Source organism: Neisseria sp. P0001.S007 (genome assembly GCF_051963655.1).
Lineage (GTDB): Bacteria > Pseudomonadota > Gammaproteobacteria > Burkholderiales > Neisseriaceae > Neisseria > Neisseria subflava_A.
This window is the reverse complement of record NZ_JBQCUB010000002.1, coordinates 86,949-112,696: the sequence shown is the minus strand read 5'-3', so window position 1 is coordinate 112,696 and position 25,748 is coordinate 86,949. Positions and strand designations below refer to the sequence as shown.

The following is a 25,748-nucleotide window of genomic DNA, read 5'->3' as shown; positions in this document are numbered from 1 at the left end:
ATTTCAGACGGCCTTTTTAATTATTGATGATTAAGCAGTCAATGCGGCTTTTAAAACCTTGTTGACTTCGCCCATGTCGGCTTTGCCGGCCAGACGGGTTTTCAATACGCCCATGACCTTGCCCATATCTGCCATGCCTGATGCACTGGTTTCTACAATGGCTGCTTCAACGACAGTCTTGATTTCTTCTGCAAACATCATTTGCGGCAGATAGCGGTTGAGGATTTCAATTTCCGCGTTTTCTTTGTCAGCCAAATCTTGACGGCCGGCTTCGGTATAAATTTTGGCGCTGTCTTTGCGCTGTTTTACCATTTTGGTCAGGATAGAGATGACTTTTGCGTCATCGGCTTCAGTGCGCTCATCTACTTCAAATTGTTTGATGGCGGCATTAATCAGGCGGATGGTGCTTAAAGACACTTGGTCTTTGGCACGCATGGCGGTTTTCATGTCTTCGGTTAATTGTGTTTTTAGGCTCATAATGTTCTCACTTTATATCAATAAAAAGGTGCCGTCTGAAAAACAAAACACACCGCAAAGCTGCCCTTGCGGTGTGTCGTTTATCACAGGGCAGGCCTGTAATTAGTACATTTTAGGAGGCAGTTGTTGGCTGCGCAGGCGTTTTTGCAGACGTTTGGCTGCAGCAGCTTTTTTGCGTTTGCGTTCGGTAGTTGGTTTTTCGTACGCTTCACGGGCGCGCAGTTCGGTCAACAGACCGGTTTTTTCTACGGCACGTTTGAAACGACGCATGGCAACTTCAAATGGTTCATTCTCTTTAACACGAATAGCAGGCATTTTATTTCCTTTAAATTTTGTTCAATCAAACCGTTTTAAGAAATAGAGGACGGTTTGTCATAATGGGGGAGTTGTTGTATCGCTGGTTTGCCTAGGGCAGGGCGGGATACGCGCCGTGATGTAAACATCACCTCCTAACAAGTCGGCTTTTGCCGTGCAAGTGACCTTTTCGGTCAGAAACAATCGGGCGATTATCTTATAAACCCGATAGTCTGTCAAGGTTGCAGGCCGTCTGAACGTTTGATTCTGTCTCACTTTTCAGACGGCCTATCGGGTATTAATAACGGCCGGGAACCGTACCCATACGTTGTTTCAACGAAGTTTGCGGTTCGTTGAACAATGACGCGTAATAAGTCGCGTTGGTCATGACTTTTTTCACGTAATCACGGGTTTCGGTGAATGGGATGGTCTCGGCGTAGATGGCGCCTTCCAAAGGCGAAGAAGCCTGCCAGTTGCGGGCGCGGCCGGGGCCGGCATTGTAGCCTGCGGTGGCCATCACTTCGTTATTTTGCAGGCGGCGTTTGGCATCTGCCATGTACCAAGTACCCATGCGGATGTTGCCGTCCATGGTGTAGAGTTCACTGCTGCTCATGCCGATCTTGCCGGCGATTTCGCGGGCAGTCGCAGGCATGACCTGCATCAGACCTTGTGCGCCGACGCTGGATTGCGCGCCCATGACAAAGCGGCTTTCTTGGCGAATCAAACCGTAAACCCATGCCGGGTCAACGCCTGCCTGTGCGGCATAGCGGACGGTTAGGTCTTTAAACGGAGAGAGGTAGCGCAGTTTGTAGTTGAGTTTGTGGTCGGTACGGTCTGCACTGTTGATTGCCATGTCGTAGAACTGGTTGTCAAAAGCAACTTGTGCGGCAGTCAGCAGGTTGTCTTCGTTGAAGTCGCGGGTGGCAAAACGCCATTCCGCCTGTGCCTGACGGCGCATTTTTGAATCGCCGTTGCTTTGGCTGTTTTTAAACAGAACCAATGCGCGTTTGATGGCACCGTCTTCGCTCATGCGGCGGACGTCTCTGGCATCGGCATCGGAAACGTTGTTGCGCGTATTGATGCGGCGGCCCAGTTCTTCACCTGCCATTACGGCGTAGAAATTGCGGCCGGAAGCGGCGGCTTTTTCGTACATTTCTTTGGCTTGGCCGCTTTTGCCTTGTGTGGAAAAGCTGCGGCCCAGCCAATATTGCCATGTCGGGTCTTTTTGCAGTTTTTCAGGCATATGCTGAATTACGCTTGCCAATTCGTCCCAACGTTGCAGACGCAAAGCGGCGCGTGCGTACCATTCCAATTGTTCGTCGGTCAGTTGTTTGCGGTCGGAAACGCGGCCGTAGTAGCTCAAAGCGGTCGGCATATTTTGGCTTTGTGCATGGTAGTGGCCCAATACGCCCCATGCGAAGCTGCGTTGTTCGCGGCTGAGGCCTGATTCCATGTCGGACAGGGTAGCGGCGGCAGAAGCGGATTTGCGTGCATCTTTGCCGATTACGCTCAACAGGCTGTATTCGGTTGCGCCTTGCGCGCCACCTTCAAAGGGGCTGCCCAATGCGGCGGCGAGGTTGCGTGCATCTGTGGTTTGGCTGTTGCTCAATAAGCCGCGTACGCGACGCCATGCATCGTTGGCGTTCAGACGGCCTGAAGCTGCCGCGCTTTCAACCAAGCGGGTACAGCCGGCAGGCAGTTTGCCGGTAACGCGAACCAGCTCGGCGGCTTTGCTGTAATTGCTGCTGCTCAAATCGGCATAACATTGCACTTCTTGTGCGACGCCGGCGGCGTTCAATTTGCTGAATTCTTGACGGAACAAATCCCATTGGCCGCGTGCGCCCAAGGTTTTCAGCCATTCGTTGCGGACGTTTTCAGCCATTGCGCTGTCGCTGGCTTGGGATAAAAATTGTTGTACCCAAGCATCGTCACCGCGTTTGGCGGCATCGATGGCGCTTTGGTATTGGCTGTAATCGGACAGGACTTTGGATTCGCTGTCGGCGCGGCGTGAAGGAATAGAAGTAGATTTAGGCTGAACGACGGTTTCGGTTTTAGAAGCAGTCGGTGTGTTTTGGGTGGCGCACGCCGATAAAACAGCGGCGGTAATCAAGCTGAGGGAAAGAGGGAAAAGACGTTGAACGTTCATTGGATACCGTGTCGTTTTTAGAATCAAAATAGTTGCTTATTTTAAATGATTTATGCGGAATAACCGAATTACAAACTGATATTTACATTTTCAAAGCCCGGAAAAGACTAAGGCCGTCTGAAATATGAAACACTTTTGAGGTATTCCTAATTCAGACGGCCTGTTATGAAGGCAGTCGTCAATCGGGTTTATGTTCGATATAGTCTTGCGGTTTGTCGGCTTTGCTGGTGCGCGTAACCGTGTATTCGCCTTCGATAATGTCTTCATCATCTTTGGCGGAGCTGTAAGTTTGGCGGTTTTGGAAAGACTGCGTAGAAGAAACGGCCGCGTTGCCTTTAAACGGAATCAGCAAGAGCAGGGCAAAGGCGGTTGAAATAAAACCCGGGCTGAGCAGGAAAACCGCGGCGGTAGTATAGCGAATCGGCCACAGCATCTGATAGAGGGAAATGTTTTGTCCGCTACGGACGGCTGCGCCTGCGAGCAAAAGGCCGGAGATGCCGGTATGGCGCAGCATAAAGATACCGCTGATAAAGCTGAGAGCCATCACAAACAGCGTCCAACCACCGCCAAGCCAGTCGGCAACCCAGACGATGGACATGATTTCCAAAAAGATTAAAACCAAAAAACCGATTCCAAAATACTGCATAAGTGTTTGTTCCTTCATTCAACGGATAGTGTCGATTGTCTTCTATCTAGATAAAGATAAACCTTATTTTTTCAAGCAAATGCTGTGTGAAAAAGGGTAAACGGGTAATGAGGCCGTCTGAACGGGGATAAAAAGAAGACAGATGTTTCAGACGGCCTTTAGATATTTTATCGCATCACATTGTTCCAATCGCTTTCAAAATAACTGACGAGAATTTGGTTGTTCAAATAATTTGCTTCCACCTTGCGCCTTGCCATATCGGGCGGAAAACGGAACATTTCGGCAACGGTCTGGGCATTCAGATAGCGGGTGGGGACGTTGAATTTTTGCGGAATGGGGAAGTTTTGGTCAAACCCTGCCAACACAAATCCCCATTCTCCAAAGGAAGGGACGTAAACATGATAGGGCGCGGTATTCAACTTGGCCGCTTCTAGGGTGGCGACGACCGACCAGTAGGCGTTAGGGGCGAAATAAGGCGAAGTCGATTGCACAACAATCTTGCCCTGCGGCTCAAGATGGCGGGCAACGAGGCGGTACATGGGGACGGAGTAAAGTTTGCCCAGCGAGAAATTGGACGGGTCGGGCAGGTCGATGATGATAACGTCGAATTTTTCAGACGACCCTTCCAGCCATTTGGCGGCATCGTCGTTGACGACGTGCATTTTGGGATGGGACAGCGAGCCTTGATTAAGCGCGCTTAAGGTGGCGGAGGTTCTAAAAGTGGCGGTCATGTCGGGGTCGAGATCGACCAAAGTAACATTTTTGACCTGCGGATATTTCAAGACTTCGCGTGCCGCCAATCCGTCGCCGCCGCCGAGAATCAGCACGCGTTCGGCATTCGGCGCCATCTGCATGGCGGGCAGGACAAGTGCTTCATGGTAACGGGCTTCGTCGCGTGAGGAGAATTGCAGGTTGCCGTTGATGTAGAGACGGGTGTCGTCTTTCCAGCGTGTCACGACAAGCCGTTGGTAGGGAGAATGACTTTGATAGACGACGGGATCGCCGAAATAGCTTTGTTCGGCTTTGAAGGAAATGCGGTCGGCGTAGGCGAAGATGATGGCGAGGATGGACAAGACAATCAGCGCACGCAGGCGGATGGCGCGGTAGCGTGGCAGTTCGGCTTTAAACACGCGGGCGGTCAGATAGGCGACGGCGGCGTTGAAGATGCCAAACAACAAGGCAGAACGCGCCATACCGAGTTTTGGGGCGAGCAGAAGTGGAAATAATAACGAGACGGCAAGTGCGCCCAAGTAGTCGAAGGTCAATACTTTGGATACGAGTTCTTTAAATTCCGCACCTTTTTGGTTTAACACGCGCATGACCAAAGGAATTTCCATACCGACAACCATGCCGACAATCAGTACAAAAGCGTAGAGCAGGGTGCGGAATGGGGCGGCGGATAAACCGAAGGCCACAAATAATGCCAGCGCGGAAATGCCGCCGATGATGCCGACCAGAAGTTCGATTTCGATAAAGCGGTGCAATACGTCTTTATCTTTGATGTATTGGGTCAGGTGGGCGCCGATACCCATTGAAAACAGATAAAGCCCGATGACGGAGGAAAATTGCAAAATACTGTCGCCCAAAAGATAGCTTGCGAGCGCGGCGATGATGAGCTCGTAAGCGAGGCCGCAGCTGGCGACGATAAAAACGGAGATGATGAGGGTGCGGTGGGCGTTCATGATGACGTTTTTGTTGCTTGAGTGTGGGCAATGTAATGATTTTTAAGGTGGGCTGCAAGTTTAAATTATAGGATGTAGAAAAGGCCGTCTGAACAAATTGTTTCAGACGGCCTTTAATCTGTCAGGCATTAATAGCGGTGTTTGAATACCATGCCCACTGCGTAAGAAGATTTTTTCGGCAAATCTTCATCGTATTTCGGATTGACGTTTTCTTTCAACCAGCCGGCACCGAGTGTGGCGGTTGTCCGTTTGGAGAAGCTGTAATCGGTGCTGACGGCGACGTGTTTGTAGTCTTCGCCGACAGAGCTTTTACCGTAGGCAAAGCCGATTTGAGGTTTGAAATTGCCCACTTTGTATGAGCCGGACACCATAAATTCTTTGGTGTTGTTGATTTCTTTGTCGTAAGAACCGGCTACGTTGCCTGCCGCATCTTTCCATACGCCCCAGCAGCTGAAGCCGTCGCAAGTATTTTTGGCGTATTGGAACGCGGCATCGACGGAGATTTTGTCTTTGCTGTATCCGGCCATGAATGCATGGGCTTGGAAGTCTTTGGTTTCGGTCGGAGAGTCGTTGGGTGCGTATTCGGCAGCGTAGTGCGCGTTAAAGCCGTTGTTTGGGTGGTAGTAGTCTACACCCCAGCCAAAGACCCAGTCGCCGTCACGTTTTTTGTCCGGATTCCAGTCATTGTTGTTGCGCGCGGCATTGGAACCGGGGGAAACGTTGAATTTGAATTGGAAACCGTTTTTCCAAGGAGACTCATAAGCCATGGAAACGCGGCGTTGGCCGAAGCGGGAAATTTTGCCGAATTCCAAAATCGAGCTGTTGGTGTCGAACGGGTTCAGATAAATGCTGTTCATGGGCGTACTGATGTAACCCATTTTGACGGTGCCAAGGTTTTTGTAGCTGTTGAGCGCGACGTATGAGTCGGCAGTACCCCAGCCACCCCAGCGGTCGGAATCGAAGTAAATAAAGGAGCCAAGTTGCCATTTCAGCCATAAGTCGTTGTTGAGTCGTACTTCATCGGAGAGATAAAGACTGGAACTTTTATCGGAAATGGTTGTATTGGTTACGCCGGTTTTATTGTTGTGTTCGACCTCGGTCATAATGTATATGGTACCGTTCATTTTAGGTTCGGCGTGGGCGATGCTCATGGAAGAGCCGATGAGGGTAATGGCAACAAAACAAGATAACTTGTTCATTTTGTTCTCCTTTTATGTCTTTTATTAATTGGGGATTGGGGAATTTGGATAATCTTATTTGACAAATTATAAAAAATCAATACATTTGTAACTTATCGTAGGATAAATTGAAAAATAGTTTTCAGTTACGTATTTTTGTGTTAATTTGCCAACAATCTTGGATGGCTCACTATTATTCTGGTGGAATATGTGGTTTATAACACTATTTTCATGGTTTGAAATAGATGATTTAACTATGCTGGAAAAGTTCTAAATAAATGTAGTTTAGTGTAGCTTGAATAATTAGGCCGTCTGAAAAAGAAGAATACCCAAAAGAAGGAATGAAATATGGCTGGAAAAACCTATCCGCTGTTGGCTGCATCATTGGCTGCCGTATTCGCGCTGTCGGCGTGCAACCGCGATGTTAAGCCTGCTCCTGAGTTTAAACGTACCGATTATGAGCGCGTGGTGGTCAGCAACGGCGTTGAGCCGGGTACGCTGGATCCTCAGATGAGCGGCGATATGGCGGCTGGTGCGATTATCCGTCAGTTGATGGATGGTTTGGTCGGTACGGATGCCGAAGGTAAAACCATTCCTGCTTTGGCGGAAAAATGGGAGAGCGAGGGCGAGCGTATTTGGACCTTCCATCTGCGTGATGCCAAATGGAGCAATGGAGATCCAATTACTGCCGAAGATTTTGTATACAGCTTCCGCCGTCTTGCCGATCCAGCTACCGGCGCACCTTTCGGCAGCTATTTGGTCGATGCCCAAGTGGAAAATGCGGAAGATATATTAAACGGCAAAGCCAAGCCTGAGACATTGGGCGTCAAGGCATTGGACGCGAAGACCCTGCAATTTACGCTGATTGCGCCCGTGCCTTATTTCCCCGATATGCTGATTCAGCAATTCACATTTCCGGTTCACCGCGCCACTGTTGAAAAATATGGCAATAAGTGGACGCAGCCCGGTCAGTATGTTTCCAGTGGCGCTTATCTGTTAACGGATTGGAAAGTTAACAGCCACATCAATATGGAACGTAATCCCAATTATTACGATAAAGACAAAGTAGCCATTCCGAAGGCGGTTTTCTTATCAGGCAGTGGCGAGTACAACCGTTATCGCGCCAATGAAATTGATGTGACTTACGGCATTCCCAGCGATCAGGTCAAAGTGGCGGATATTGAGTTTCCGGGCCAAGTGAAACGCACGACTTCTTTGTGCAGCTGGTATTTGGAGCCGAACCACGAAGCGGCGCCGTTTAATGATCCGCGTGTCCGCAAGGCGCTCAATATGCTGACGCGCCGCGATATCGTCGTCAAAGTGGGCGGCCGTGGCGATACGCCTGCGTTCCAATTGACGCCGCCGCAAATGCAGGGCGTGATTCCTGTTTATCCGGAGTGGAAAGAGTGGACGCCTGAAAAACGCATCGAAACCGCGCGTAAACTGTTGAACGAAGCAGGCTACAACGATGACCATCCGCTTGAGTTCGATATCTTGTACAGCACCAGCGAAGCGTCTAAAAAACAAATTACTGCCGTGCAGTCGGTGTGGAAAGCCGCCATTCCGTTTATCCGTCCGACTTTGTCCAACGAGGAATGGAAAACTTATTTGGATACGCGCGCGCAAGGCAATTTCAAGGTTTCGTTCAGCGGCTGGTGTTCCGATTTCAACGATCCGGCGGGTATGCTCAATATCTTGAAATCTAACAACTCAAACAATGCATTCCGCTACAAAAGCGCGGCGTTTGATACATTTATGAACAATACGCTGAAAGATGGTGTCAGCAAGGAAGCGCGCAGCCAGCTCTATGCCGATGCGGAGAAGCAGCTTCAAGAAGACGCTACACTGATTCCGTTGTATCATCAGGTTGAAGTGCGTATGGTCAAACCCGATATTATCGGCTATTCCGACAAAGACCCTTTACGGAACTACACAGTCAAGAACTGGTCGTTCGCACCGAAAAAATAGATTGATTATAGACAGCACAAGTTTTCAGACGGCCTTGATGACAGAGGCCGTCTGAAACAACAGGAGACATAACACATGAAATCTGTACAACAACGTTTGTCCGCTTTACGCGAAGCTATGAAAAAACATGGCGTGGACGCGTTTGTCATCCCTTCCGCCGATCCGCACCTTTCCGAATACCTGCCCGAGCATTGGCAGGCACGCCGCGATTTTTCCGGTTTTACCGGTTCGGCCGGCACTTTGGTGGTAACCGCCGATAAAGCAGGCGTGTGGACGGACAGCCGCTATTGGGAGCAGGCAGGTCAACAGCTTGCGCCAAACGGCATTGAGCTGCAAAAAATGGGCGTTGATGCGCCTTATACCGAGTGGTTGGCACAAAATCTGCCCGAAGGAGCAGTGGTCGGCGCACCTGCCGATATGTTTGCGCTCAGCGGCGAGCGCGGTTTGAAACAGGCACTTGCAGCCAAAAACATCCGCCTCGAATATCCTGAAACCTTGTTGGACGAAGTGTGGGACGACCGTCCTGCATTGCCGACTCCGGAAATCTACGTTCACCATCACGACTATGTTTCCGAAACTGCGGCCGAAAAACTGGCCCGTATCCGTGCGGCCATGAAGGAGCAGGGCGCAGATGCGCATTTGGTTTCTTCTTTGGACGACATCGCTTGGATTACCAATCTGCGCGGCGATGATGTACCGTTCAACCCCGTGTTCTTGTCCCATTTGTTTATCAGCCAAGACAAAGCCGTATTGTTTACCGATGCAGGCCGTCTGAAAGCCGAATCTGCCGAAGCCTTGAAAGCGGCAGGCTTTGAAGTATTGCCTTATGCGCAAGCGGCGGACTACTTGGCAGGCGTTAAGGGCGCATTGCTGATTGATCCGAACAAAACTGCTGTAGGCACTTTGCGCCGCCTGTCTGAAGACGTCCGTTTGATTGAAGCCATCCACCCAAGCACATTCTTCAAATCGGTTAAATCCGATGCCGACATCGCCCATATCCGCAATACCATGGCGGAAGACGGCGCGGCATTGTGCGGTTTCTTTGCCGAGTTTGAACAAATCTTGGCAGACGGTGGCGAATTGAGCGAGCTGGATATCGACGGTATGCTCTACAAACACCGCAGCCAACGTCCCGGCTTTATTTCGCCAAGTTTCGACACCATCGCCGGCTACAATGCCAATGCCGCCTTGCCTCATTACAGTGCGACACCGGAAAACAACAGCAAAATCAAAGGCGACGGTATGCTGCTGATTGACTCCGGCGGCCAATACTGGGGCGGTACGACCGACATCACACGCGTGGTGCCTGTCGGCAATCCGAGTGCGGCCATGAAGCGCGATTACACTTTGGTGTTGAAAGCGCATATTTCTCTGGCGGAAACCATTTTCCCTGAAAACATCAAAGGCCCGATGATTGATGCCATCTGCCGCAAATCGCTCTGGCAGGCGCAATGCGATTACGGTCACGGTACAGGTCATGGCGTAGGCTATTTCCTCAATGTGCATGAAGGCCCGCAAAGCATTGCCGTTGCCGCCGTACCGCAACCGCATCACGCGATGAAATCAGGCATGCTGACTTCCAACGAGCCGGGTCTTTACCGTCCGGGCAAATGGGGTATCCGTATCGAAAGCCTGGTAATCAACCGTCCGGTTGAAAACCCTGAGGAAACCGAGTTCGGCAAATTCCTGTATTTTGAAACCGTTACCCTTTGCCCAATCGATACGCGCCTCATCGATACCAAACTGATGACCGGCAGCGAAATCGAATGGCTGAACCAATATCACGCCGAAGTGCGCCGCCGTCTCGAGCCTTTGACAGAAGGCGCGGCCAAAGCATGGCTGATTGAACGCACCGAACCTTTGGCGCGTTAACGTGAAAGGCCGTCTGAAACGGCGGATACAAAGTTTCAGACGGCCTTATAACAACTATCTAAAAACTAAAAAACCTTACCCGACTCCGAATAAAAACAATAACCCGGTCGGAATAGAGAGAGAAACCGGCGCGGCGACGTTACAGATGCCTGCTGCCATTCATCCGATTTCCGCTTCAGGTCAGCTTGTTTTCACGAGTCCGGTATGTTCAGACAGGACAGCCTGATTATGTTGAAATTCATCATCAAACGGATATGTGCTTCCATCCCGACCATGCTGGTGTTGATTACCGTATCTTTTTTCCTGATGCGGCTTGCACCGGGCAGCCCGTTCACAGGTGAACGCAATTTGCCGCCTGCGGTCATGGCCAACATCGAAGCCAAATACCACCTCAATGATCCGATGTACCTCCAATATTTCCACTACCTCAAGCAGTTGGCACAGGGAGATTTGGGGCCGTCGTTCAAATATAAAGATTTCAGCGTTAATGAGTTGCTTGCCCAATCCCTGCCGGTGTCGGCAGAACTTGGCTTCTACGCCTTTTTGATTGCCGCCATCTTCGGTATGTTTATCGGCATCATCGCCGCCTTAAAACAAAACAGTTGGCTGGATTATTCGCTGATGAGCGGCGCGATGACCGGTATTGTCGTTCCCAGTTTTGTGATGGCGCCGGTATTGGTGCTGGTGTTTGCCGTCAGACTGCAATGGCTGCCTGCAGGCGGCTGGAATGATGGCGCACTGATGAACTTGATTCTGCCCGTCGTTACTTTGTCCATCGGTTATGTGTCCAGTATCGCGCGGATTACGCGCGGCGCGATGATTGAAGTATTGAACAGTCCCTTTATCCGCACAGCACGCGCCAAAGGCCTGCCCATGAGCCGCATCATCCTGCGCCATGCGCTGCGTCCCGCCATGCTGCCGATTGTTTCTTTCTTAGGCCCGGCATTCGTCGGCATCATCACCGGCTCCATTGTGATTGAAAACGTGTTCGGTATTCCCGGCGTCGGACAATTATTTGTCAACGGCGCGCTCAACCGTGACTACGGCATGATTTTGGGTTTGACGATTTTGGTCGGCATCATGACCATTTTGTTCAACGCCATCCTCGATATTCTGTATGCCATTATTGACCCGAAAATCCGTTATTAATCCCATTTGCGCAAAGGCCGTCTGAAATGTTCAGACGGCCTGAAGAAAGAATAAAAAGCGAGAGAGAACATTATGTTATTTAAAAAGAAGCAGACTCAGGCCCTCGCAGAGGCAGCAGAATACGCCCAAGTACACGGCAAAAGCCTGTGGAGTGACGCATGGCGGCGTTTTAAACAAAACAAAGCGGCGGTGTACAGCATTATCATCCTGTTGCTGATCAGCATTTTTGTGATTGTGGCGCCATGGATTGTCCGCTACACCTACGACTTCACCGACTGGGACAATATGCAGATTCCGCCGTCCTTTTCTACCCATCACTATCTGGGTACGGACTTGCTCGGCCGCGATTTGTTGTCGCGTGCGGCAACCGGCGGACGTATTTCCTTGCTGGTCGGTGTGGCCGGCGCATTGGTGGCTGTTGTCATCGGTACGCTTTATGGTGCGATTGCCGGCTTTATCGGCGGTAAGCTCGATTCGCTGATGATGCGCTTTTTGGAAATTTTGAACGCGTTTCCGTTTATGTTTTTCGTGATTCTGCTGACCACGTTCTTTGGCCGCAACTTGCTTTTGATTTTTGCCGCCGTGGGTTTGGTGTCTTGGTTGGACGTGGCGCGTATCGTGCGCGGTCAAACCTTGAGCTTGAAGCATAAAGAGTTTGTCGAAGCGGCGCGTGTGAGCGGCGTGGCAAAACGTAAAATCGTGACGCGCCACATTATTCCGAATGTTTTGGGCGTGGTGATGGTGTATGCCTCTTTGCTGGTGCCGGGCATGATTATGTTTGAATCTTTCTTGAGCTTCTTGGGCTTGGGCGTACAAGAGCCGATGACCAGTTGGGGTTCGATGCTGCAAGAAGGCGCGATTTCGATGGAAGCCGCACCATGGCAGCTGCTCGTGCCGAGTTTCTTCTTGGTAACCACTTTGTTCTGTTTCAACTTTATCGGCGACGGTCTGCGCGATGCGCTCGACCCGAAAGACCGCTAAACCGCAACCAAAAGGATAATCAAAATGACAAAACAGTTACTGGTTGTAGAAAATCTGGACATCAATTTTGAATTGCATGAAAAAAACGTGCACGCCGTGCGTAATGTCAGCTTTAAAGTGGCAGAGGGCGAAACATTGGCTTTGGTCGGCGAATCCGGCTCGGGCAAGTCCGTAACCTCCATGTCCGTTATGCGCCTGCTGCCTGAGAAATTTGCCCGATACAGCAAAGATTCGCGCATTACTTTTGACGGCATTTCCATTTTGGATGCCGATGAGAAAACCCTGCGTGATTTGCGCGGCAACCGCATCAGCGTGATTTTCCAAGAGCCGATGACCTCGCTCAATCCGTTTATGCGTATCGGTGCGCAACTGATTGAAGCGGCGCGTGTGCACAATAAAAAGCTCGGCAAAAAAGAAGCAGGACAAAAAGCATTGGCATTACTGGAACGTGTGGGCATCAAAGAAGCCGAGCGCCGCATGAAACAATATCCTCACGAGTTTTCCGGCGGTCAGTTGCAACGCATTATGATTGCCATGGCGCTTATTAATGAACCTGACCTGCTGATTGCCGACGAACCGACCACAGCTTTGGATGTGACCATTCAAGCCGAGATTCTCGATTTGCTCCATGATTTGCAACAGCAAATGGGCATGGCGATTATCTTCATTACCCACGATTTGGGTTTGGCGGAACACTATTCCAAAACCGTCTGCGTCATGCGTAACGGCGAAATTGTCGAGCGCGGCAAAATCAAAGAAGTATTTGCCCATCCGAAACACGAATATACCGCCGAACTCATCAATGCCATTCCCAAGGGCATGAAAGAGCCGGAAGAAACCAGCGCCGGAGTGTTAATCGATGCCGATAATGTCAATGTTTCTTTCGTATTGAAGCAAAACTTTTTCGGCAAGCCGCTCAAAACTTTTGACGCCGTCAAAGGCATCAGCTTCAAAATTAAAGAAGGCGAAACATTGGGCGTCGTCGGCGAGTCCGGTTCCGGCAAATCCACGCTGGGCAAAGCCGTCATGCAGATGCTGCCTTATACCGGCCATATCTCCTTTGAAGGCAAAGACCTGAAAAACTATACCGCCGAAGAAGCACGCCGTCTGAAATCGCAACGGCAAATTGTGTTCCAAGATCCGTTCGGTTCGCTTTCCCCACGCCTGACCGTTGGTGAGATTATTGGCGAAGGTTTGACGGTTCATCATCCTGAAATGACCAAAAAAGAACGTATCCAACGCGTTTTGGAAGTCATGAAGGAAGTGTCCCTGCCGCTTGACGCGCTCAACCGTTATCCGCATGAATTCTCCGGCGGCCAGCGTCAGCGTATCGCTATTGCACGCGCCGTTATCCTGCGCCCGAAATTTATCCTTTTGGACGAGCCAACCTCTGCACTTGACCGCTCCGTACAATCCAAAGTGGTCGAACTTTTGCGCGATTTGCAGAAGAAATACGGCCTGACTTATATGTTCATCAGTCATGATTTGTCTGTCGTGCGCGCTGTCAGCGATAATGTGATCGTGATGAAGCAGGGCGAAATGGTTGAGTACGGCAGCGCGGATCAGATTTTCCACCATCCGCAAAACGATTACACCAAACGTTTGATTAACGCCGCATTTGATTTGTAGAAAAGGAAAGGCCGTCTGAAAAGAAATTTTCAGACGGCCTTTTTAAGCGGAGGCTTTTTTCATCTAATGAGCGATTGCTTATGCCTGTACGGCATCTAATGCCTGCGCCAAGTCGGCAAGCAAATCGTCGATATGCTCGATACCCACGCTCAGGCGTACCATGTCGGGGCTGACGCCTGCTGCGGCGAGTTCTGCATCGTCAAGCTGACGGTGGGTCGTTGTGGCAGGATGGGTAGCCAGCGATTTGGCATCACCGATATTCACCAAACGCAGGAAGAGTTGCAGTGCGTCAATGAACTTCGCGCCGCCTTCACGACCGCCTTTAATACCGAAACTCAGCAAACCTGAGGCTTTTCCGCCGTAGTCGCGGTCAATCAAGGCTTTATACGGACTGTCGGGCAGGGCAGGATAGTTCACCCATTCGACCCGCGGATGTTTCTTTAAGAATTCGGCTACTTTTAGGGCGTTTTCGCAATGACGTTCCATACGCAGGGCGAGGGTTTCCAAACCTTGAAGCAGTAAAAATGCGCTGTGCGGAGACAGGGCGGCACCGGTATTACGCAATGGGACGACGCGAGCGCGGGCAATGTAGGCGGCTGCACCAAAATGTTCGCAGTAGTTTATGCCGTGGTAAGACGGATCAGGCTGATTGAAAGTTTTTTCAAAGCGCGGATTGCCTGCCCATTGGAATTTGCCGCCGTCGATAATGGCACCGCCAATCGTTGTACCGTGACCGCCGATGTATTTGGTCAAGGATTGGATAACGATGTCGGCACCGTGCTCGATCGGGCGGAACAATGTGGGCGTAGCAACGGTGTTGTCCACCATCAGTGGCAGCCCTTGAGCGTGCGCGGCTTGTGCGAATGCTGGAATATCAACGACATTGATGGCGGGATTGCCGATAGATTCGCAATACACCAGTTTGGTGCGGCTGTCGGTATTGGCAGCAATTTCTTCGGGTTTGGCCGGATCGATAAAGCGTACTTCTATACCTTGGCGCGGCAGGCTGTGGGCAAAGAAATTGTAAGTGCCGCCGTAGAGCGTTTTGGTTGCGATGATGTTGTCGCCTGCTTCAACCAAGGTTTGAACGGCATAGGTAATTGCCGCCATACCGCTGGCGACAGCCAATGCGGCGATACCGCCTTCCAAACGGGCAACGCGTTCTTCCAAAACGGCAGTGGTCGGATTCATCATACGGGTGTAGATATTGCCCGCTACATCAAGATTGAACAAGTCTGCGCCGTGTTGCGTGTTGTCGAAAGTGTAGGAAGTGGTTTGGTAAATGGGGACAGCAGCGGATTTGGTAGTCGGTTCGGATTGATAGCCTGCATGCAGGGCAATGGTTTCCCGTTTCATTTAAATATCCTTGTAGCGATTAAATAATGATAAATAGAGGCCAGCAGATTCGGATTTGAAGGGCAAACTTTACATAACGGAAAAAGTCCTAGATGCAGCAGCATACTGCCTTTCCTACAAGAAAGATTACCATGAACTACTACACGCAACTGACCCAAGAAGAACGATACCACATTCAAGACCTGTCCTACCACCACACCATCATCGAATGACACTCCATCACGACACCGTTTGCCGCAACCTCCTCCAAGATAAAAGCAAGGGCGGTACTTTGTGGCAACAGCTCAGAATATGCAGCAAACCCTACCGCAAACGATACGGTGGCACACGGCTCTGAGGCAAAATGCACGATCGCGTCGGCATAGGAAAAGCCACGCATGGTTGAGCAAAAATTCCGCATTGGTGATAGGTAGGCTGATACCCTTGACGGCAATGATCAGAAAAGCAGGGACATTTGCAAAAATCCCCCAAATCTCTAAATGTCTGGGTAGGACTTTAGGAATTTGGGGGAATTTTTAAAGGTATTAGGCCGTCTGAAACTGCGTCATAGAAAGTTTCAGACGGCCTTTACGGGATTCTTTGGATTCGAAAATAAAAAAAGACTTGAATCATCAAGTCTCGCATTTCATTTTCACTAGATAAAAAAATATCAAAAATGGCGGAAGCGGTGAGATTCGAACTCACGGAGGGCTATCAACCCTCGACGGTTTTCAAGACCGTTGCATTAAACCGCTCTGCCACGCTTCCATTCTTGAAGTCGTAATATTAATGGAACTTACGGTCTTTGCCAAGAGGTATTTTAGAAAAAATATCTAGGATTCTGTTTTTATTTGGATTGTTCTTCACGCATGAATATCCATTCGGCTTCGTTTGAAGCTGCCTCATTGAATGAATAGCCCTCGTAATCGAAATTTTTCAGCATTTCAGGCTCGGTAATGCCGTGTTCTGCCGCGTAGCGCACCATCAAACCGCGCGCACGTTTGGCGTAGAAGCTGATGATTTTGTATTTGCCGTTTTTCTCGTCTTTAAAAATCGGCGTAATCAGGCGTGCGTTGAGTTTTTTGGTGTTGATGGATTTGAAATATTCTTGTGAGGCGAGGTTGATTAAAACGTCGCTATCGGCCTGCTCCAGTGTTTGGTTGAGCAGGTCGGTAATTTTATCGCCCCAAAATTCGTAGAGGTTTTTACCGCGCGAGTTGGCAAAGACCGTGCCCATTTCCAAGCGGTAGGGTTGCATCAAGTCGAGCGGGCGCAGTACGCCATATAAGCCGGAGAGCAGGCGGACGTGTTGTTGCAGGTAGTCGATTTGTTCCGGTTTGAGCGTATCGGCGGCGATGCCTTCATAGACGTCGCCGTTGAACATAAATACGGCTTGTTTGGCGTTTTCAGGCGTAAACGGCGTGTGCCATGCGACATTGCGTTCGGCATTGAGCAGGGCGATTTTGTCGGAAACATGCATCAGCTCGGCGATTTGTTGGGGGGCAAGCTGACGCAACTCCTGCATCAGGATTTCTGCTTCGGGTAGAAGGTCGGGCTGGGTAAAGCTGCTGACGGGGGAGGGGTCTTTTTCGTTGAGGTTTTTGGCTGGGGATAAGACAAAAAACATAATAATTTCGGCTTTGAAATGAATAATATGTGGGATTGTAGGTTTAAAATCGGGGAAGAACAAGACGGGATAAACGCATTAATTGAATGCTTTTATTGAAACGTATTTCTGTTGAAAGTAAAATTCGAAGCTTCCACCTGATTCTGACATTTCTATTTGAGGAGAATATCATGTCTAAAACCATTATCCATACCGACAAAGCCCCTGCCGCGATTGGGGCATACAGCCAAGCAGTGTGTGCAGGCGATACGGTTTATATGAGCGGTCAGATTCCTTTGGATCCGGCTACGATGACTGTGGTCGGCGATGGCGACTTCCGCGCCGAAGCAGTGCAAGTATTTAAAAACCTGCAAGCCGTAGCCGAAGCGGCCGGCGGTTCTTTAAACAATATCGTCAAACTCAATGCTTATTTGACCGATTTGGCCAACTTTGCCGTGTTCAATGAAGTGATGGCTGAATTTATCGAACAACCTTTCCCTGCGCGCGCGGCGGTTGGCGTGGCCAGCCTGCCTAAAGGCGTTCAGGTTGAAGCAGAGGCTGTATTGGTTTTAAATGCATAATTGATGTTTTCAGACGGCCTGGGCTGGGCTTAAGGCCGTCTGAAAAGAATAACAACGGAAAACAATAATAATGGCACATTACGCAATCGGAGATATTCAAGGCTGTTTTGACGAGCTGACTTTGTTGCTTGCCAAAATCGGCTTTAATCATGGTACGGACACCCTTTGGCTGGTCGGCGATATTGTCAATCGCGGCCCGAAGTCTTTGGAAACCCTGAAATTTGCCAAAGAACATGACAGCAGTGTGCAAATGGTTTTGGGCAATCATGATTTACATCTTTTGGCAGTCGGTTGCGGTGAAGGAACGCTTAAGCGCAGTGATACGGTTGAGCCGATTTTGACCCATCCCGATAGTCATGCCATGCTGGACTGGCTGCGTCATCAGCCGCTTTTGGTGCGCGGCGACAGGCATGTGATGGTGCATGCCGGTATTTTGCCGCAATGGTCGGTTGATAAGGCCGAAAGCCTTGCCAGAGAAGCTGAGGATGAATTGCAAGGTAAAAAATACAGGAAATTTTTTGGCAAAATGTACGGCAACAAGCCGACTGAGTGGACGGACGATTTGACAGGCTATGAGCGCCTACGCATGATTATCAACGTCTTTACCCGTATGCGTGCGCTGACATACAAAGGCGAATTGGATTACGAATATAAATCCACTTTGAAAAAAATGCCGCTTTACCTGCGCCCTTGGTTTAAAGCGCCCGATAGGCAGAATTTGGATTATATTACCGTGTTCGGACATTGGTCATCATTGGGTTACGTTAATACCGATCAGGTTATCGCTTTGGATACCGGCGCGTTGTGGGGCGGAGAGCTGACGGCGGTCAATTTGGATACCAATGAAGTGATACAGGTACCTTCCTTGGGCGGATTGGATTGGAAAACGGCATTGAAATAGTTTGGATAAGATAAAAGGCCGTCTGAAATGTTTCAGACGGCCTTTTTGTATTTTGTTAATCCACAGAAGGCAGAAGTTTGTCCGGATTCATAATGCCATAAGGGTCAAGCTGATTTTTGATGGAATGCATCAGAACAAGTTCGGCCTGCGTACGCACACGGGGCAGCCAATGTTTTTTGATGATGCCTACGCCGTGTTCTGCGGCAATCGTACCATGGCAGGCAAGAATGTTTTCATAAACAATGGTATTGACGGCGTCTTCGTATTGGTAGGCTTCGTTGCTCAATACGTTGGGCAGGAATGTATTGTAATGCAGGCTGCCGTCGCCTAAATGTCCGAAGCAGACAATCTGTATGCCGGGAAAGCGGGTTTCCAAGGCAGGGGCGCATTGGCGGACAAAGGTGGCCACTTGGGCGATAGGGACGGCGATATCGTGTTTAATACTGGTGCCGAGTTTGCGTTGGGAAGCGGAAATATTTTCACGCAAGGTCCATAAGTCGGAGCGCTCTTGCTCGGATTGCGCCAAAATGCTGTTTTCCCATCCGTTTTGATAGAGAAATTCGGCAAGCTTTTCATCCAGTCCGGCATCGGGAACAGAGTCTGCAAGTTCAATCAAAATATGCCATTCCGCATCAGCAGGCTTTTTGAGTTGGCTGAATTCCGAAGATAAATCGAGAGCAAAGCGGCTGATCAGCTCGAAGCTGGTCAAGTGCTCGGCAAAATGGCCTTGCACCGCAGTCAAAAGTGAGACGGCGGATTCAATATCGTCTAAACCTACCCATGCGGTCGCTTTGGTTTTGGGCAGGGCAAAGAGTTTGAGTGTGGCGGCGGTAATGATGCCCAATGTTCCTTCGCTGCCGATAAAAAGATGGCGCAAGTCGTAGCCGGTCGTGTTTTTGTGCAGGGGCTGAAGGTGGGAAACCAGTTCGCCGTTTGGTAAAACGACTTCCAAACCCAATACCAAATCACGCATGCTGCCATAACGCAAGACATTCAAACCGCCGGCATTACAGGCGATATTGCCGCCGATTTGGCAAGAGCCTTCGCTGGCCAGGCTGAGCGGAAACAGTCGTCCGACTTCGGCTGCCGCCTTTTGAGCATTTTGCAAAATCACGCCTGCTTCAACCGTCATGCTGTTGTCGGCAAGGTTGATATCGCGGATACGGTTGAGCTTGGAGAGATTGAGCAGTACGCCTTCGCTGGTTACCGTTGCGCCGCATAATCCGGTATTGCCGCCTTGCGGGGTTACGCGGATGCGGTTTTCAAAACAGAAACGCATGATTTTCTGCACACTTTCGACAGAGTTCGGCTGTAAGACAATATCCGGCGAAGAAACAAAACGACGGCGTTGGTCGTTTAACAAGGCCGGAGTGGCTTCGATGATTTCAGAGGCGGAAAGAAACTCAGCAAAACGGTCGTGAAGGTGCATGGCAGTCAGGCGGAAAAGTTGGGAAGTGGAGTGTGAAGAATGTAAAAAAGCAGGATACGCAATGGTATCCTGCCTTTCTTATATTCAAAAGAATATTATTTAGCAGCTTCAGAAGCGGCAGACGCAGCGGCTTCAGCAGCAGAAGCAGCAGCTTCAGTAGCAGAAGCAGCGGCTTCAGAAGCAGATGCAGCAGCTTCAGTAGCAGCAGCTTCGGTAGCTTCAGCAGCAGATGCAGCAGCTTCAGTAGCAGAAGCAGCGGCTTCAGAAGCAGCAGAAGCAGCAGTTTCAGCAGCTTTATCAGCACCGCCACAAGCGGCCAAAGCTAAAGACAACAAAGCAGCAGCGAACAGAGATTTTTTCATTTTTGAGGACCTTTTTTAAATCGATTTAAACTAAAAATAGCCGTCAAACGGCTTGTACAGTAGAAATTCATTGCTGAATTTTTCGTTATTATGCCCCACGGGATTGGTCAATGCAACGTTGCTTAACCGTTTGCATACTAAAATCAATACAAAATTAGCGAAAATAATGTAAATCAGGGGAGTAGGTAAAAAATAATCTAAAAATATTCATAATTAATGAAAATTTTAAAAATCATTTGTATTCAATAGCTTGATTATTTTTAACTGTTGTTGGATTTAAGGGTTTGGAATGTTTTTGCGTTTGGGGATTTTTTTGTAATTTAGCAACTTTGTGTTGTGAAAAAGCAACTTTTATGGATTGGAATCATTCAATTTTGTTTTTTATATGGACTTTTTCGGTTTTGTTGTGTTCACCAAAAGTATTTGTTTAAGGTAAACCGATTGTTTAGTTACAGCTGTGATAAAATAGCCTGAACTTGACTTTTAAATATTGATTAAGGATGACATGATGTCTATTGTTAAAAATTCCGTAGTTTCCCTGCATTATGAAATGTACGATGCAAACAACCAGTTGTTGGACAAAACCGAAGAGCCGATTGCTTACCTGCATGGCGGTTATGACGGTATTTTCCCTTTAGTGGAAGAAGCGTTGCACGGCAAAAATGTAGGCGATACCGTTGAAGTGGCTTTGTCGCCTGATGATGCCTTCGGCGAGCAAGATCCTGAACTGGTACGCATTGAAGATGTAAGCGTATTTCCTGTTGAAGTTGAAGTCGGCATGATGTTTGAAGCCGATGATCCGGAAACCGGCGATGTATTGATTTATCGTGTAACCGATGTTGCCGACGGTAAAGCCGTAGTGGATGGCAACCATCCTTTGGCCGGTATGAAAGTATTGTTCAAGGCGACCGTTGAAGGTGTGCGCGATGCGACCGAGGAAGAAATTGCCCATGGTCACGTACATGGCCCGCACGGTCATCACCACCACTAATCAGGCTTGAAGCATGATAAAGGCCGTCTGAAAAGGAATGAAACCTTCCTTTTCAGACGGCCTTTAAGTTTTTACAAGACAGATAAATAGGAAATTTTGGCGCAGGTCAAATCAAACAGGGAAATATGGATTTTGTTAGAGACTACAATAAACTACATGTAACGGTGCAACAAGATCTGTATTAAGATTCAGATATTGGTAAAACAGGCAGAGTGCAATGAGTGAGACATTGGAGCAGCAGGCCGTAGAGGCCGGTATTGATTTAGGCTACCACGACATCAACGGTATATATCATGCGACCAAACCTGAAGTTTTGGAATCGATCGTTGCTGTTTTGGACAAAAGCAAACCGGATTCAGACGGCCTTTATCTGAATACGATGATCGTGCATGAAAACGGCGAAGAATCTTTACAGATGCCGTCTGAATTTTATGGTGTGGAAACGGTCGTATTGATTGATGAAGCGGATGAGTGCCAGACCTTGACTTTATATCCGGGCGACAACGATACGCTTTGGATTAAGCTGCCCCGATTGGCTTGCGGTTATTACACTTTGTCGGCCGAGACCGGCGGCAAATGTTGCCTTGTACGCCTGATTGTTGCGCCTGAATCGGTTTACCAACCCAAACTGCTTGCCAATGGCGGTCGGATGAATGGTTTGACCATGCATTTGTACAGCCTGCGTTCCGAGCGTAACTGGGGCATAGGCGACTTTACCGATTTGCTGAACCTGATGAAATATGCGGCGGAGAAAAAGCTGGATTTTGTCGGTATCAACCCTTTGCACGCCTTGTTTACCAGCAAGCCTGCCTTTGCCAGCCCGTATAGCCCTTCTTCGCGCGAATGGCTCAATCCGATTTACTTGGATATCGAAAAAGTCGGTGCGTTTACTTATAACGAGCAACTGAAAAACTGGCTGGCACAACCGAAAATCCGTCAGCGCATCGCCGCTTTGCGTGTTACGGAAACGGTGACTTATACGGCGGTTTGGGCATGCAAGCGTGATGCGCTGCATATGGCGTTTAACGCGTTTGAACAAGATGCTTGTGAAGCTGCGGCAAATGAACGCGTTGCATTTGAAGCATTTGTTACGGAAAAAGGCAAGTCTTTGCAGGGCTTCGGTTTGTTTGAGGCTTTGGACCAGTATTACAGCCGTCCCGGACAAGTGGGTTGGCAGTCATGGCCGTCTGAATTTCATCAGCCTGATGGTGAAGCAGTAGAAAAATTCGCGTGCAGCCATGAACGTGAAATCCGTTTTTATATGTGGCTGCAATGGCTTTGCGCGGAGCAGTTGCGCGAAGTCAACCAAGCCGCTGCCGAATACGGTGTCAAACTTGGTATTTACGGCGATTTGGCGGTCGGCGTGGCGCGCGGCAGTGTGGATACTTGGTTAAACCGCCAAGATTATTGCATGGACGTATCGGTCGGTGCGCCGCCCGATCCTTTGGGGCCGACCGGGCAGAATTGGAATTTGCCGCCGCTTAATCCGTCGATGTTGAAGCATACGGGCTATGAAAAGTTTGCCCATCTGTTGCGCGAAAACATGCGCCTGTATGGCGTGTTGCGGATTGACCATGTGATGGCATTGTGTCGTTTGTGGTGGGTTTTAAACGATAAAACAGCAGATTTCGGCGCGTATGTGCATTACGATGCCGAAGTGACTTTTGCCATTTTGGCATTGGAAAGCCAGCGCAACCGTTGCGTCATCATCGGCGAAGATTTGGGTACGGTACCCGATCAAGCGCGTTATCTGCTCAACCGCTATCATGTGTTCTCCTACAAAGTGATGTATTTCAGCAAGGGCTGGAACGGTTTTCAATTACCTGAAGAATACCCCGAGCAGGCGATTACGGTCATCAGTACCCACGATGTCGCGCCCTTGGCAGGTTATTGGACAGGCAAAGATTTGGATACGATGTTCAAACTCGGTACTTTGCCAGATGCAGCCGCTTTTCAGACGGCCTTGGATGAGCGCGAACACGATAAAGCCGATTTGCTGGATAAATTGAAATATACCGGCTGTCTGGGTGCAGACGTACAAATGCCGGCAAAGGCCGATGAAACCTTGCTGGCGGCTTTGCACAAATACGGCGCATTGAGCCGCAGCAAGCTTTACGCCGTACAACTGGAAAACCTGCTGGGCGTCATTGACAATCTGAATGTCCCGGGTGTAACCGAAGGCTATCCGAACTGGGCGCAAAAAATGCCGGTTTCTTTGGAAGATTTCCTACAACACCGCCTTATGGGCGGCCAACTTGCCATTATTGACGAGGTACGCATGAAAACAAACAGCCAAATCAAGACTTATCATGAACTTGACCAAATCGAGCGCGATACGGTCGAAAGCCTGTTTCTTGCCACCCATAGCGATGTGTTCGCTTATTTGGGACGACACCGCCTTGCAGAGGGCGATGAAGTGGTACGCGTTTTGATTCCCGGCGCAGTAAGCGTGGATATCGTGAACCGCCGCAGCGGCGAACTCATCGTGCCGTCTGAAAAAATTGATGAACGCGGTTTCTTTGTGGCCGTTTTGCCCGATGATGCGCCCGATTACGCTTTGCGTATCCGTTATACCGAAGATTCCGAGCCAGTGATTGAAGAAGACCCTTATCATTTCAGCTCTGCGTTGCAAGACATGGATTCTTGGCTGTTGGCCGAAGGCAAGCACCTGCGTCCTTATGAGGCTTTAGGCGCGCATTTTGCCGAGTTGGACGGCGTGAAGGGCGTACGTTTTGCCGTATGGGCGCCAAATGCGCAACGCGTTTCCGTTATCGGCGAATTTAATAACTGGGATGGCCGCCGCCATGTGATGCGTTTCCACCGCGACAACGGCATTTGGGCCATCTTTATTCCTGCCGTCAAACTCAATGCCCTCTACAAATTTGAAATCCGCGATGCCAACGGCGATGTGCGCGAAAAAGCCGACCCGTATGCCTTCGGTGCGGAACTGCGCCCGACCACGGCATCTATCGTGCGCGGTTTGCCTGACGAAGTGGAAGAACCGGCTTTCCGCGCTCGCGCCAATGCCATTGATGCGCCCATCAGCATTTATGAAGTGCATTTGGGTTCGTGGAAACGCAATCCGGAAAACAATTTCTGGCTGACTTATGAAGAGCTGGCCAAAGAACTGGTGGCATACGTCAAAGACATGGGCTTTACCCATATCGAGTTTTTGCCTGTTTCCGAATATCCGTTTGACGGCTCATGGGGCTATCAGGCAACCGGTTTGTATGCGCCGACCAGCCGTTTCGGTTCGCCGGAAGAATTGCGCGCATTGATTAAAGCCGCACACGACGAGGGTATCAGCGTTATCCTCGACTGGGTAGTCGGCCATTTCCCAACCGACGACCACGGCCTGGCCAAGTTTGACGGCACTGCGCTGTACGAACACGCCGACCCGCGCGAAGGCTACCACCAAGACTGGAACACCCTAATTTACAACTTTGGCAGAAACGAAGTGAAAAACTTCCTGCAAGGCAACGCCCTGTATTGGATAGAACGTTTCGGCTTTGACGGTATCCGCGTTGACGCGGTTGCTTCCATGATTTACCGCAACTACTCGCGTAAAGACGGCGAGTGGATTCCGAACCAATACGGCGGCCATGAAAACCTCGAAGCCATCGCTTTCCTGCGTGATACCAACACCATGTTGAAAGAGGAAGTTCCGGCTGCGACTGAAATCGCCGAAGAATCTACTTCGTTCGCCAACGTCACCCGTCAAGAAGGTTTGAATTTCAGCTTCAAATGGAATATGGGCTGGATGAACGATACCTTGCGTTACATGATGGAAGACCCCATCAACCGCAAATATCACCACAACAAAATGACTTTCGGCATGATGTACCAGTACAGCGAGAACTTCGTCCTGCCGCTTTCTCATGACGAAGTCGTACATGGCAAACGCTCGCTACTCGGACGTATGCCCGGCGACTGCTGGCAACAATTTGCCAACCTGCGCGCCTACTACGGCTTTATGTACGGCTTCCCCGGCAAAAAACTCTTGTTTATGGGCAGCGAGTTTGCGCAAGGCCGCGAGTGGAACTACAACGAAGGACTGGATTGGTTCTTGCTGGAGCAAGAGGGCGGCTGGCACAAAGGCGTACAAGACTTCGTGCGCGAATTGAACCATGTCTATAAAGACAACGCGCCGCTTTACCAATTAGACCAATGGCCTGAAGGCTTTGAGTGGCTGGTTGCCGATGACGGCGACAATTCCGTATTCGTTTTCGAGCGCCGCGACCGTGAAGGCAACCGCGTTATCGTCATCAGCAACTTCACGCCTGTAGTGCGCGAAGGCTACCGTTTTGGTGTGAATTCTGCCGGCGAATACCGCGAAATCCTCAATTCAGACGACCTGCATTACAAAGGCAGCGGCGTTTCTGCCGGCGCAATGGTGGAGACAGAAGAAGTTTGGTCGCATGGCAAACCAAACTCCCTGTCTGTTACCGTACCGCCGTTGGCAACCGTGTACCTGTATCAGGCGGCAGTCAAAGACGAAGCGTAAATCAACTTTGAGGGTGG

The 25,748-nt window shown here is 49.7% G+C and carries 19 protein-coding genes, 1 tRNA gene and 1 pseudogene; 10 read left to right on the top strand and 11 right to left on the bottom strand.

What is annotated here, in order from left to right:
* Positions 1-30 precede the first annotated feature (30 nt).
* The 6 genes from ACTHRE_RS02910 to ACTHRE_RS02885 all read right to left on the bottom strand — a co-directional run bounded on the left by ACTHRE_RS02910 (position 31) and on the right by ACTHRE_RS02885 (position 6,444).
* Entirely contained in the window at positions 31-477 is a 447-nt protein-coding gene (locus ACTHRE_RS02910; RefSeq protein WP_377072245.1) for a GatB/YqeY domain-containing protein, read from the bottom strand.
* Positions 478-579: 102 nt separating this feature from the next.
* Entirely contained in the window at positions 580-792 is a 213-nt protein-coding gene (gene rpsU / locus ACTHRE_RS02905) for a 30S ribosomal protein S21 (RefSeq protein WP_003680926.1), read from the bottom strand.
* A gap of 277 nt (positions 793-1,069) precedes the next feature.
* Positions 1,070-2,917 carry a lytic transglycosylase domain-containing protein gene (locus ACTHRE_RS02900; protein ID WP_377072247.1) on the bottom strand — a complete coding sequence of 616 codons (1,848 nt, stop codon included), beginning with the start codon at positions 2,915-2,917 and terminating at the stop codon, positions 1,070-1,072.
* 178 nt (positions 2,918-3,095) lie between these two features.
* Positions 3,096-3,563, bottom strand: coding sequence for an FxsA family protein (locus ACTHRE_RS02895; protein ID WP_199900395.1), 468 nt, complete (start codon positions 3,561-3,563; stop codon positions 3,096-3,098).
* A gap of 167 nt (positions 3,564-3,730) precedes the next feature.
* The gene (locus ACTHRE_RS02890) at positions 3,731-5,248 is read right to left on the bottom strand and encodes a polyamine aminopropyltransferase (RefSeq protein WP_440344849.1); all 1,518 of its coding nucleotides are present in this window, start codon (positions 5,246-5,248) and stop codon (positions 3,731-3,733) included.
* A 125-nt stretch (positions 5,249-5,373) separates the two neighbouring features.
* Positions 5,374-6,444: a porin gene (locus ACTHRE_RS02885; protein ID WP_440344818.1), complete on the bottom strand. Its 1,071-nt coding sequence runs from the start codon at positions 6,442-6,444 to the stop codon at positions 5,374-5,376.
* A 327-nt stretch (positions 6,445-6,771) separates the two neighbouring features.
* Here ACTHRE_RS02885 and ACTHRE_RS02880 point away from each other — a divergent pair, with 327 nt between their 5' ends.
* The 5 genes from ACTHRE_RS02880 to ACTHRE_RS02860 all read left to right on the top strand — a co-directional run bounded on the left by ACTHRE_RS02880 (position 6,772) and on the right by ACTHRE_RS02860 (position 14,022).
* A complete protein-coding gene (locus ACTHRE_RS02880; protein WP_107792427.1) occupies positions 6,772-8,391 on the top strand; it encodes an ABC transporter substrate-binding protein in 1,620 nt (539 codons plus the stop codon).
* Between the two features lie 75 nt (positions 8,392-8,466).
* Positions 8,467-10,263, top strand: a complete 1,797-nt coding sequence (locus ACTHRE_RS02875) for an aminopeptidase P family protein (RefSeq protein WP_377072249.1) — start codon at positions 8,467-8,469, stop codon at positions 10,261-10,263.
* A gap of 228 nt (positions 10,264-10,491) precedes the next feature.
* Positions 10,492-11,412: an oligopeptide ABC transporter permease OppB gene (gene oppB / locus ACTHRE_RS02870; RefSeq protein WP_036472303.1), complete on the top strand. Its 921-nt coding sequence runs from the start codon at positions 10,492-10,494 to the stop codon at positions 11,410-11,412.
* A gap of 72 nt (positions 11,413-11,484) precedes the next feature.
* Positions 11,485-12,393 carry an oligopeptide ABC transporter permease OppC gene (gene oppC, locus ACTHRE_RS02865; protein WP_003683112.1) on the top strand — a complete coding sequence of 303 codons (909 nt, stop codon included), beginning with the start codon at positions 11,485-11,487 and terminating at the stop codon, positions 12,391-12,393.
* A gap of 24 nt (positions 12,394-12,417) precedes the next feature.
* On the top strand, positions 12,418-14,022 hold the full coding sequence (locus tag ACTHRE_RS02860) for an ABC transporter ATP-binding protein (protein WP_070645000.1): 1,605 nt from the start codon (positions 12,418-12,420) through the stop codon (positions 14,020-14,022).
* Positions 14,023-14,100: 78 nt separating this feature from the next.
* On the opposite strand, the gene ACTHRE_RS02855 is transcribed toward ACTHRE_RS02860, so the two are convergent.
* Positions 14,101-15,378, bottom strand: a complete 1,278-nt coding sequence (locus tag ACTHRE_RS02855; protein WP_440344817.1) for an O-acetylhomoserine aminocarboxypropyltransferase/cysteine synthase family protein — start codon at positions 15,376-15,378, stop codon at positions 14,101-14,103.
* A 199-nt stretch (positions 15,379-15,577) separates the two neighbouring features.
* Here ACTHRE_RS02855 and ACTHRE_RS02850 point away from each other — a divergent pair.
* Positions 15,578-15,788, top strand: a pseudogene (locus tag ACTHRE_RS02850) (IS30 family transposase); the annotation flags it as partial.
* A 246-nt stretch (positions 15,789-16,034) separates the two neighbouring features.
* Here ACTHRE_RS02850 and ACTHRE_RS02845 read toward each other — a convergent pair.
* Both ACTHRE_RS02845 and yaaA read right to left on the bottom strand, forming a co-directional pair.
* Positions 16,035-16,125, bottom strand: a tRNA-Ser gene (locus tag ACTHRE_RS02845).
* A 79-nt stretch (positions 16,126-16,204) separates the two neighbouring features.
* Positions 16,205-16,984 (bottom strand): peroxide stress protein YaaA, encoded by a 780-nt coding sequence (yaaA, locus tag ACTHRE_RS02840; protein ID WP_377072251.1) that lies wholly within the window; start codon positions 16,982-16,984, stop codon positions 16,205-16,207.
* A 170-nt stretch (positions 16,985-17,154) separates the two neighbouring features.
* Between yaaA and ACTHRE_RS02835 the strand changes: the two genes are divergently transcribed.
* On the top strand, positions 17,155-17,544 hold the full coding sequence (locus ACTHRE_RS02835; protein WP_440344816.1) for a RidA family protein: 390 nt from the start codon (positions 17,155-17,157) through the stop codon (positions 17,542-17,544).
* A 70-nt stretch (positions 17,545-17,614) separates the two neighbouring features.
* Positions 17,615-18,445, top strand: coding sequence for a symmetrical bis(5'-nucleosyl)-tetraphosphatase (locus ACTHRE_RS02830; RefSeq protein ID WP_063068237.1), 831 nt, complete (start codon positions 17,615-17,617; stop codon positions 18,443-18,445).
* 55 nt (positions 18,446-18,500) lie between these two features.
* Here ACTHRE_RS02830 and ACTHRE_RS02825 read toward each other — a convergent pair whose 3' ends face one another.
* Entirely contained in the window at positions 18,501-19,874 is a 1,374-nt protein-coding gene (locus ACTHRE_RS02825; protein WP_440344815.1) for an FAD-binding oxidoreductase, read from the bottom strand.
* A gap of 95 nt (positions 19,875-19,969) precedes the next feature.
* A complete protein-coding gene (locus ACTHRE_RS02820) occupies positions 19,970-20,236 on the bottom strand; it encodes a hypothetical protein (RefSeq protein ID WP_285070423.1) in 267 nt (88 codons plus the stop codon).
* Positions 20,237-20,744: 508 nt separating this feature from the next.
* Here ACTHRE_RS02820 and ACTHRE_RS02815 point away from each other — a divergent pair.
* The gene (locus tag ACTHRE_RS02815; RefSeq protein WP_003683125.1) at positions 20,745-21,227 is read left to right on the top strand and encodes an FKBP-type peptidyl-prolyl cis-trans isomerase; all 483 of its coding nucleotides are present in this window, start codon (positions 20,745-20,747) and stop codon (positions 21,225-21,227) included.
* A gap of 217 nt (positions 21,228-21,444) precedes the next feature.
* Positions 21,445-25,731, top strand: coding sequence for a 1,4-alpha-glucan branching protein GlgB (glgB, locus tag ACTHRE_RS02810; RefSeq protein WP_440344814.1), 4,287 nt, complete (start codon positions 21,445-21,447; stop codon positions 25,729-25,731).
* Positions 25,732-25,748: the final 17 nt, after the last annotated feature.

Bases quoted from the DNA above. Each gene is read 5' to 3' on its own strand.
- ACTHRE_RS02910 (WP_377072245.1), bottom strand. From the start codon at position 477: ATGAGCCTAAAAACACAATTAACCGAAGACATGAAAACCGCCATGCGT.
- rpsU (WP_003680926.1), bottom strand. From the start codon at position 792: ATGCCTGCTATTCGTGTTAAAGAGAATGAACCATTTGAAGTTGCCATG.
- ACTHRE_RS02900 (WP_377072247.1), bottom strand. From the start codon at position 2,917: ATGAACGTTCAACGTCTTTTCCCTCTTTCCCTCAGCTTGATTACCGCC.
- ACTHRE_RS02895 (WP_199900395.1), bottom strand. From the start codon at position 3,563: ATGCAGTATTTTGGAATCGGTTTTTTGGTTTTAATCTTTTTGGAAATC.
- ACTHRE_RS02885 (WP_440344818.1), bottom strand. From the start codon at position 6,444: ATGAACAAGTTATCTTGTTTTGTTGCCATTACCCTCATCGGCTCTTCC.
- ACTHRE_RS02880 (WP_107792427.1), top strand. From the start codon at position 6,772: ATGGCTGGAAAAACCTATCCGCTGTTGGCTGCATCATTGGCTGCCGTA.
- ACTHRE_RS02875 (WP_377072249.1), top strand. From the start codon at position 8,467: ATGAAATCTGTACAACAACGTTTGTCCGCTTTACGCGAAGCTATGAAA.
- oppB (WP_036472303.1), top strand. From the start codon at position 10,492: ATGTTGAAATTCATCATCAAACGGATATGTGCTTCCATCCCGACCATG.
- oppC (WP_003683112.1), top strand. From the start codon at position 11,485: ATGTTATTTAAAAAGAAGCAGACTCAGGCCCTCGCAGAGGCAGCAGAA.
- ACTHRE_RS02860 (WP_070645000.1), top strand. From the start codon at position 12,418: ATGACAAAACAGTTACTGGTTGTAGAAAATCTGGACATCAATTTTGAA.
- ACTHRE_RS02855 (WP_440344817.1), bottom strand. From the start codon at position 15,378: ATGAAACGGGAAACCATTGCCCTGCATGCAGGCTATCAATCCGAACCG.
- yaaA (WP_377072251.1), bottom strand. From the start codon at position 16,984: ATGTTTTTTGTCTTATCCCCAGCCAAAAACCTCAACGAAAAAGACCCC.
- ACTHRE_RS02835 (WP_440344816.1), top strand. From the start codon at position 17,155: ATGTCTAAAACCATTATCCATACCGACAAAGCCCCTGCCGCGATTGGG.
- ACTHRE_RS02830 (WP_063068237.1), top strand. From the start codon at position 17,615: ATGGCACATTACGCAATCGGAGATATTCAAGGCTGTTTTGACGAGCTG.
- ACTHRE_RS02825 (WP_440344815.1), bottom strand. From the start codon at position 19,874: ATGCACCTTCACGACCGTTTTGCTGAGTTTCTTTCCGCCTCTGAAATC.
- ACTHRE_RS02820 (WP_285070423.1), bottom strand. From the start codon at position 20,236: ATGAAAAAATCTCTGTTCGCTGCTGCTTTGTTGTCTTTAGCTTTGGCC.
- ACTHRE_RS02815 (WP_003683125.1), top strand. From the start codon at position 20,745: ATGTCTATTGTTAAAAATTCCGTAGTTTCCCTGCATTATGAAATGTAC.
- glgB (WP_440344814.1), top strand. From the start codon at position 21,445: ATGAGTGAGACATTGGAGCAGCAGGCCGTAGAGGCCGGTATTGATTTA.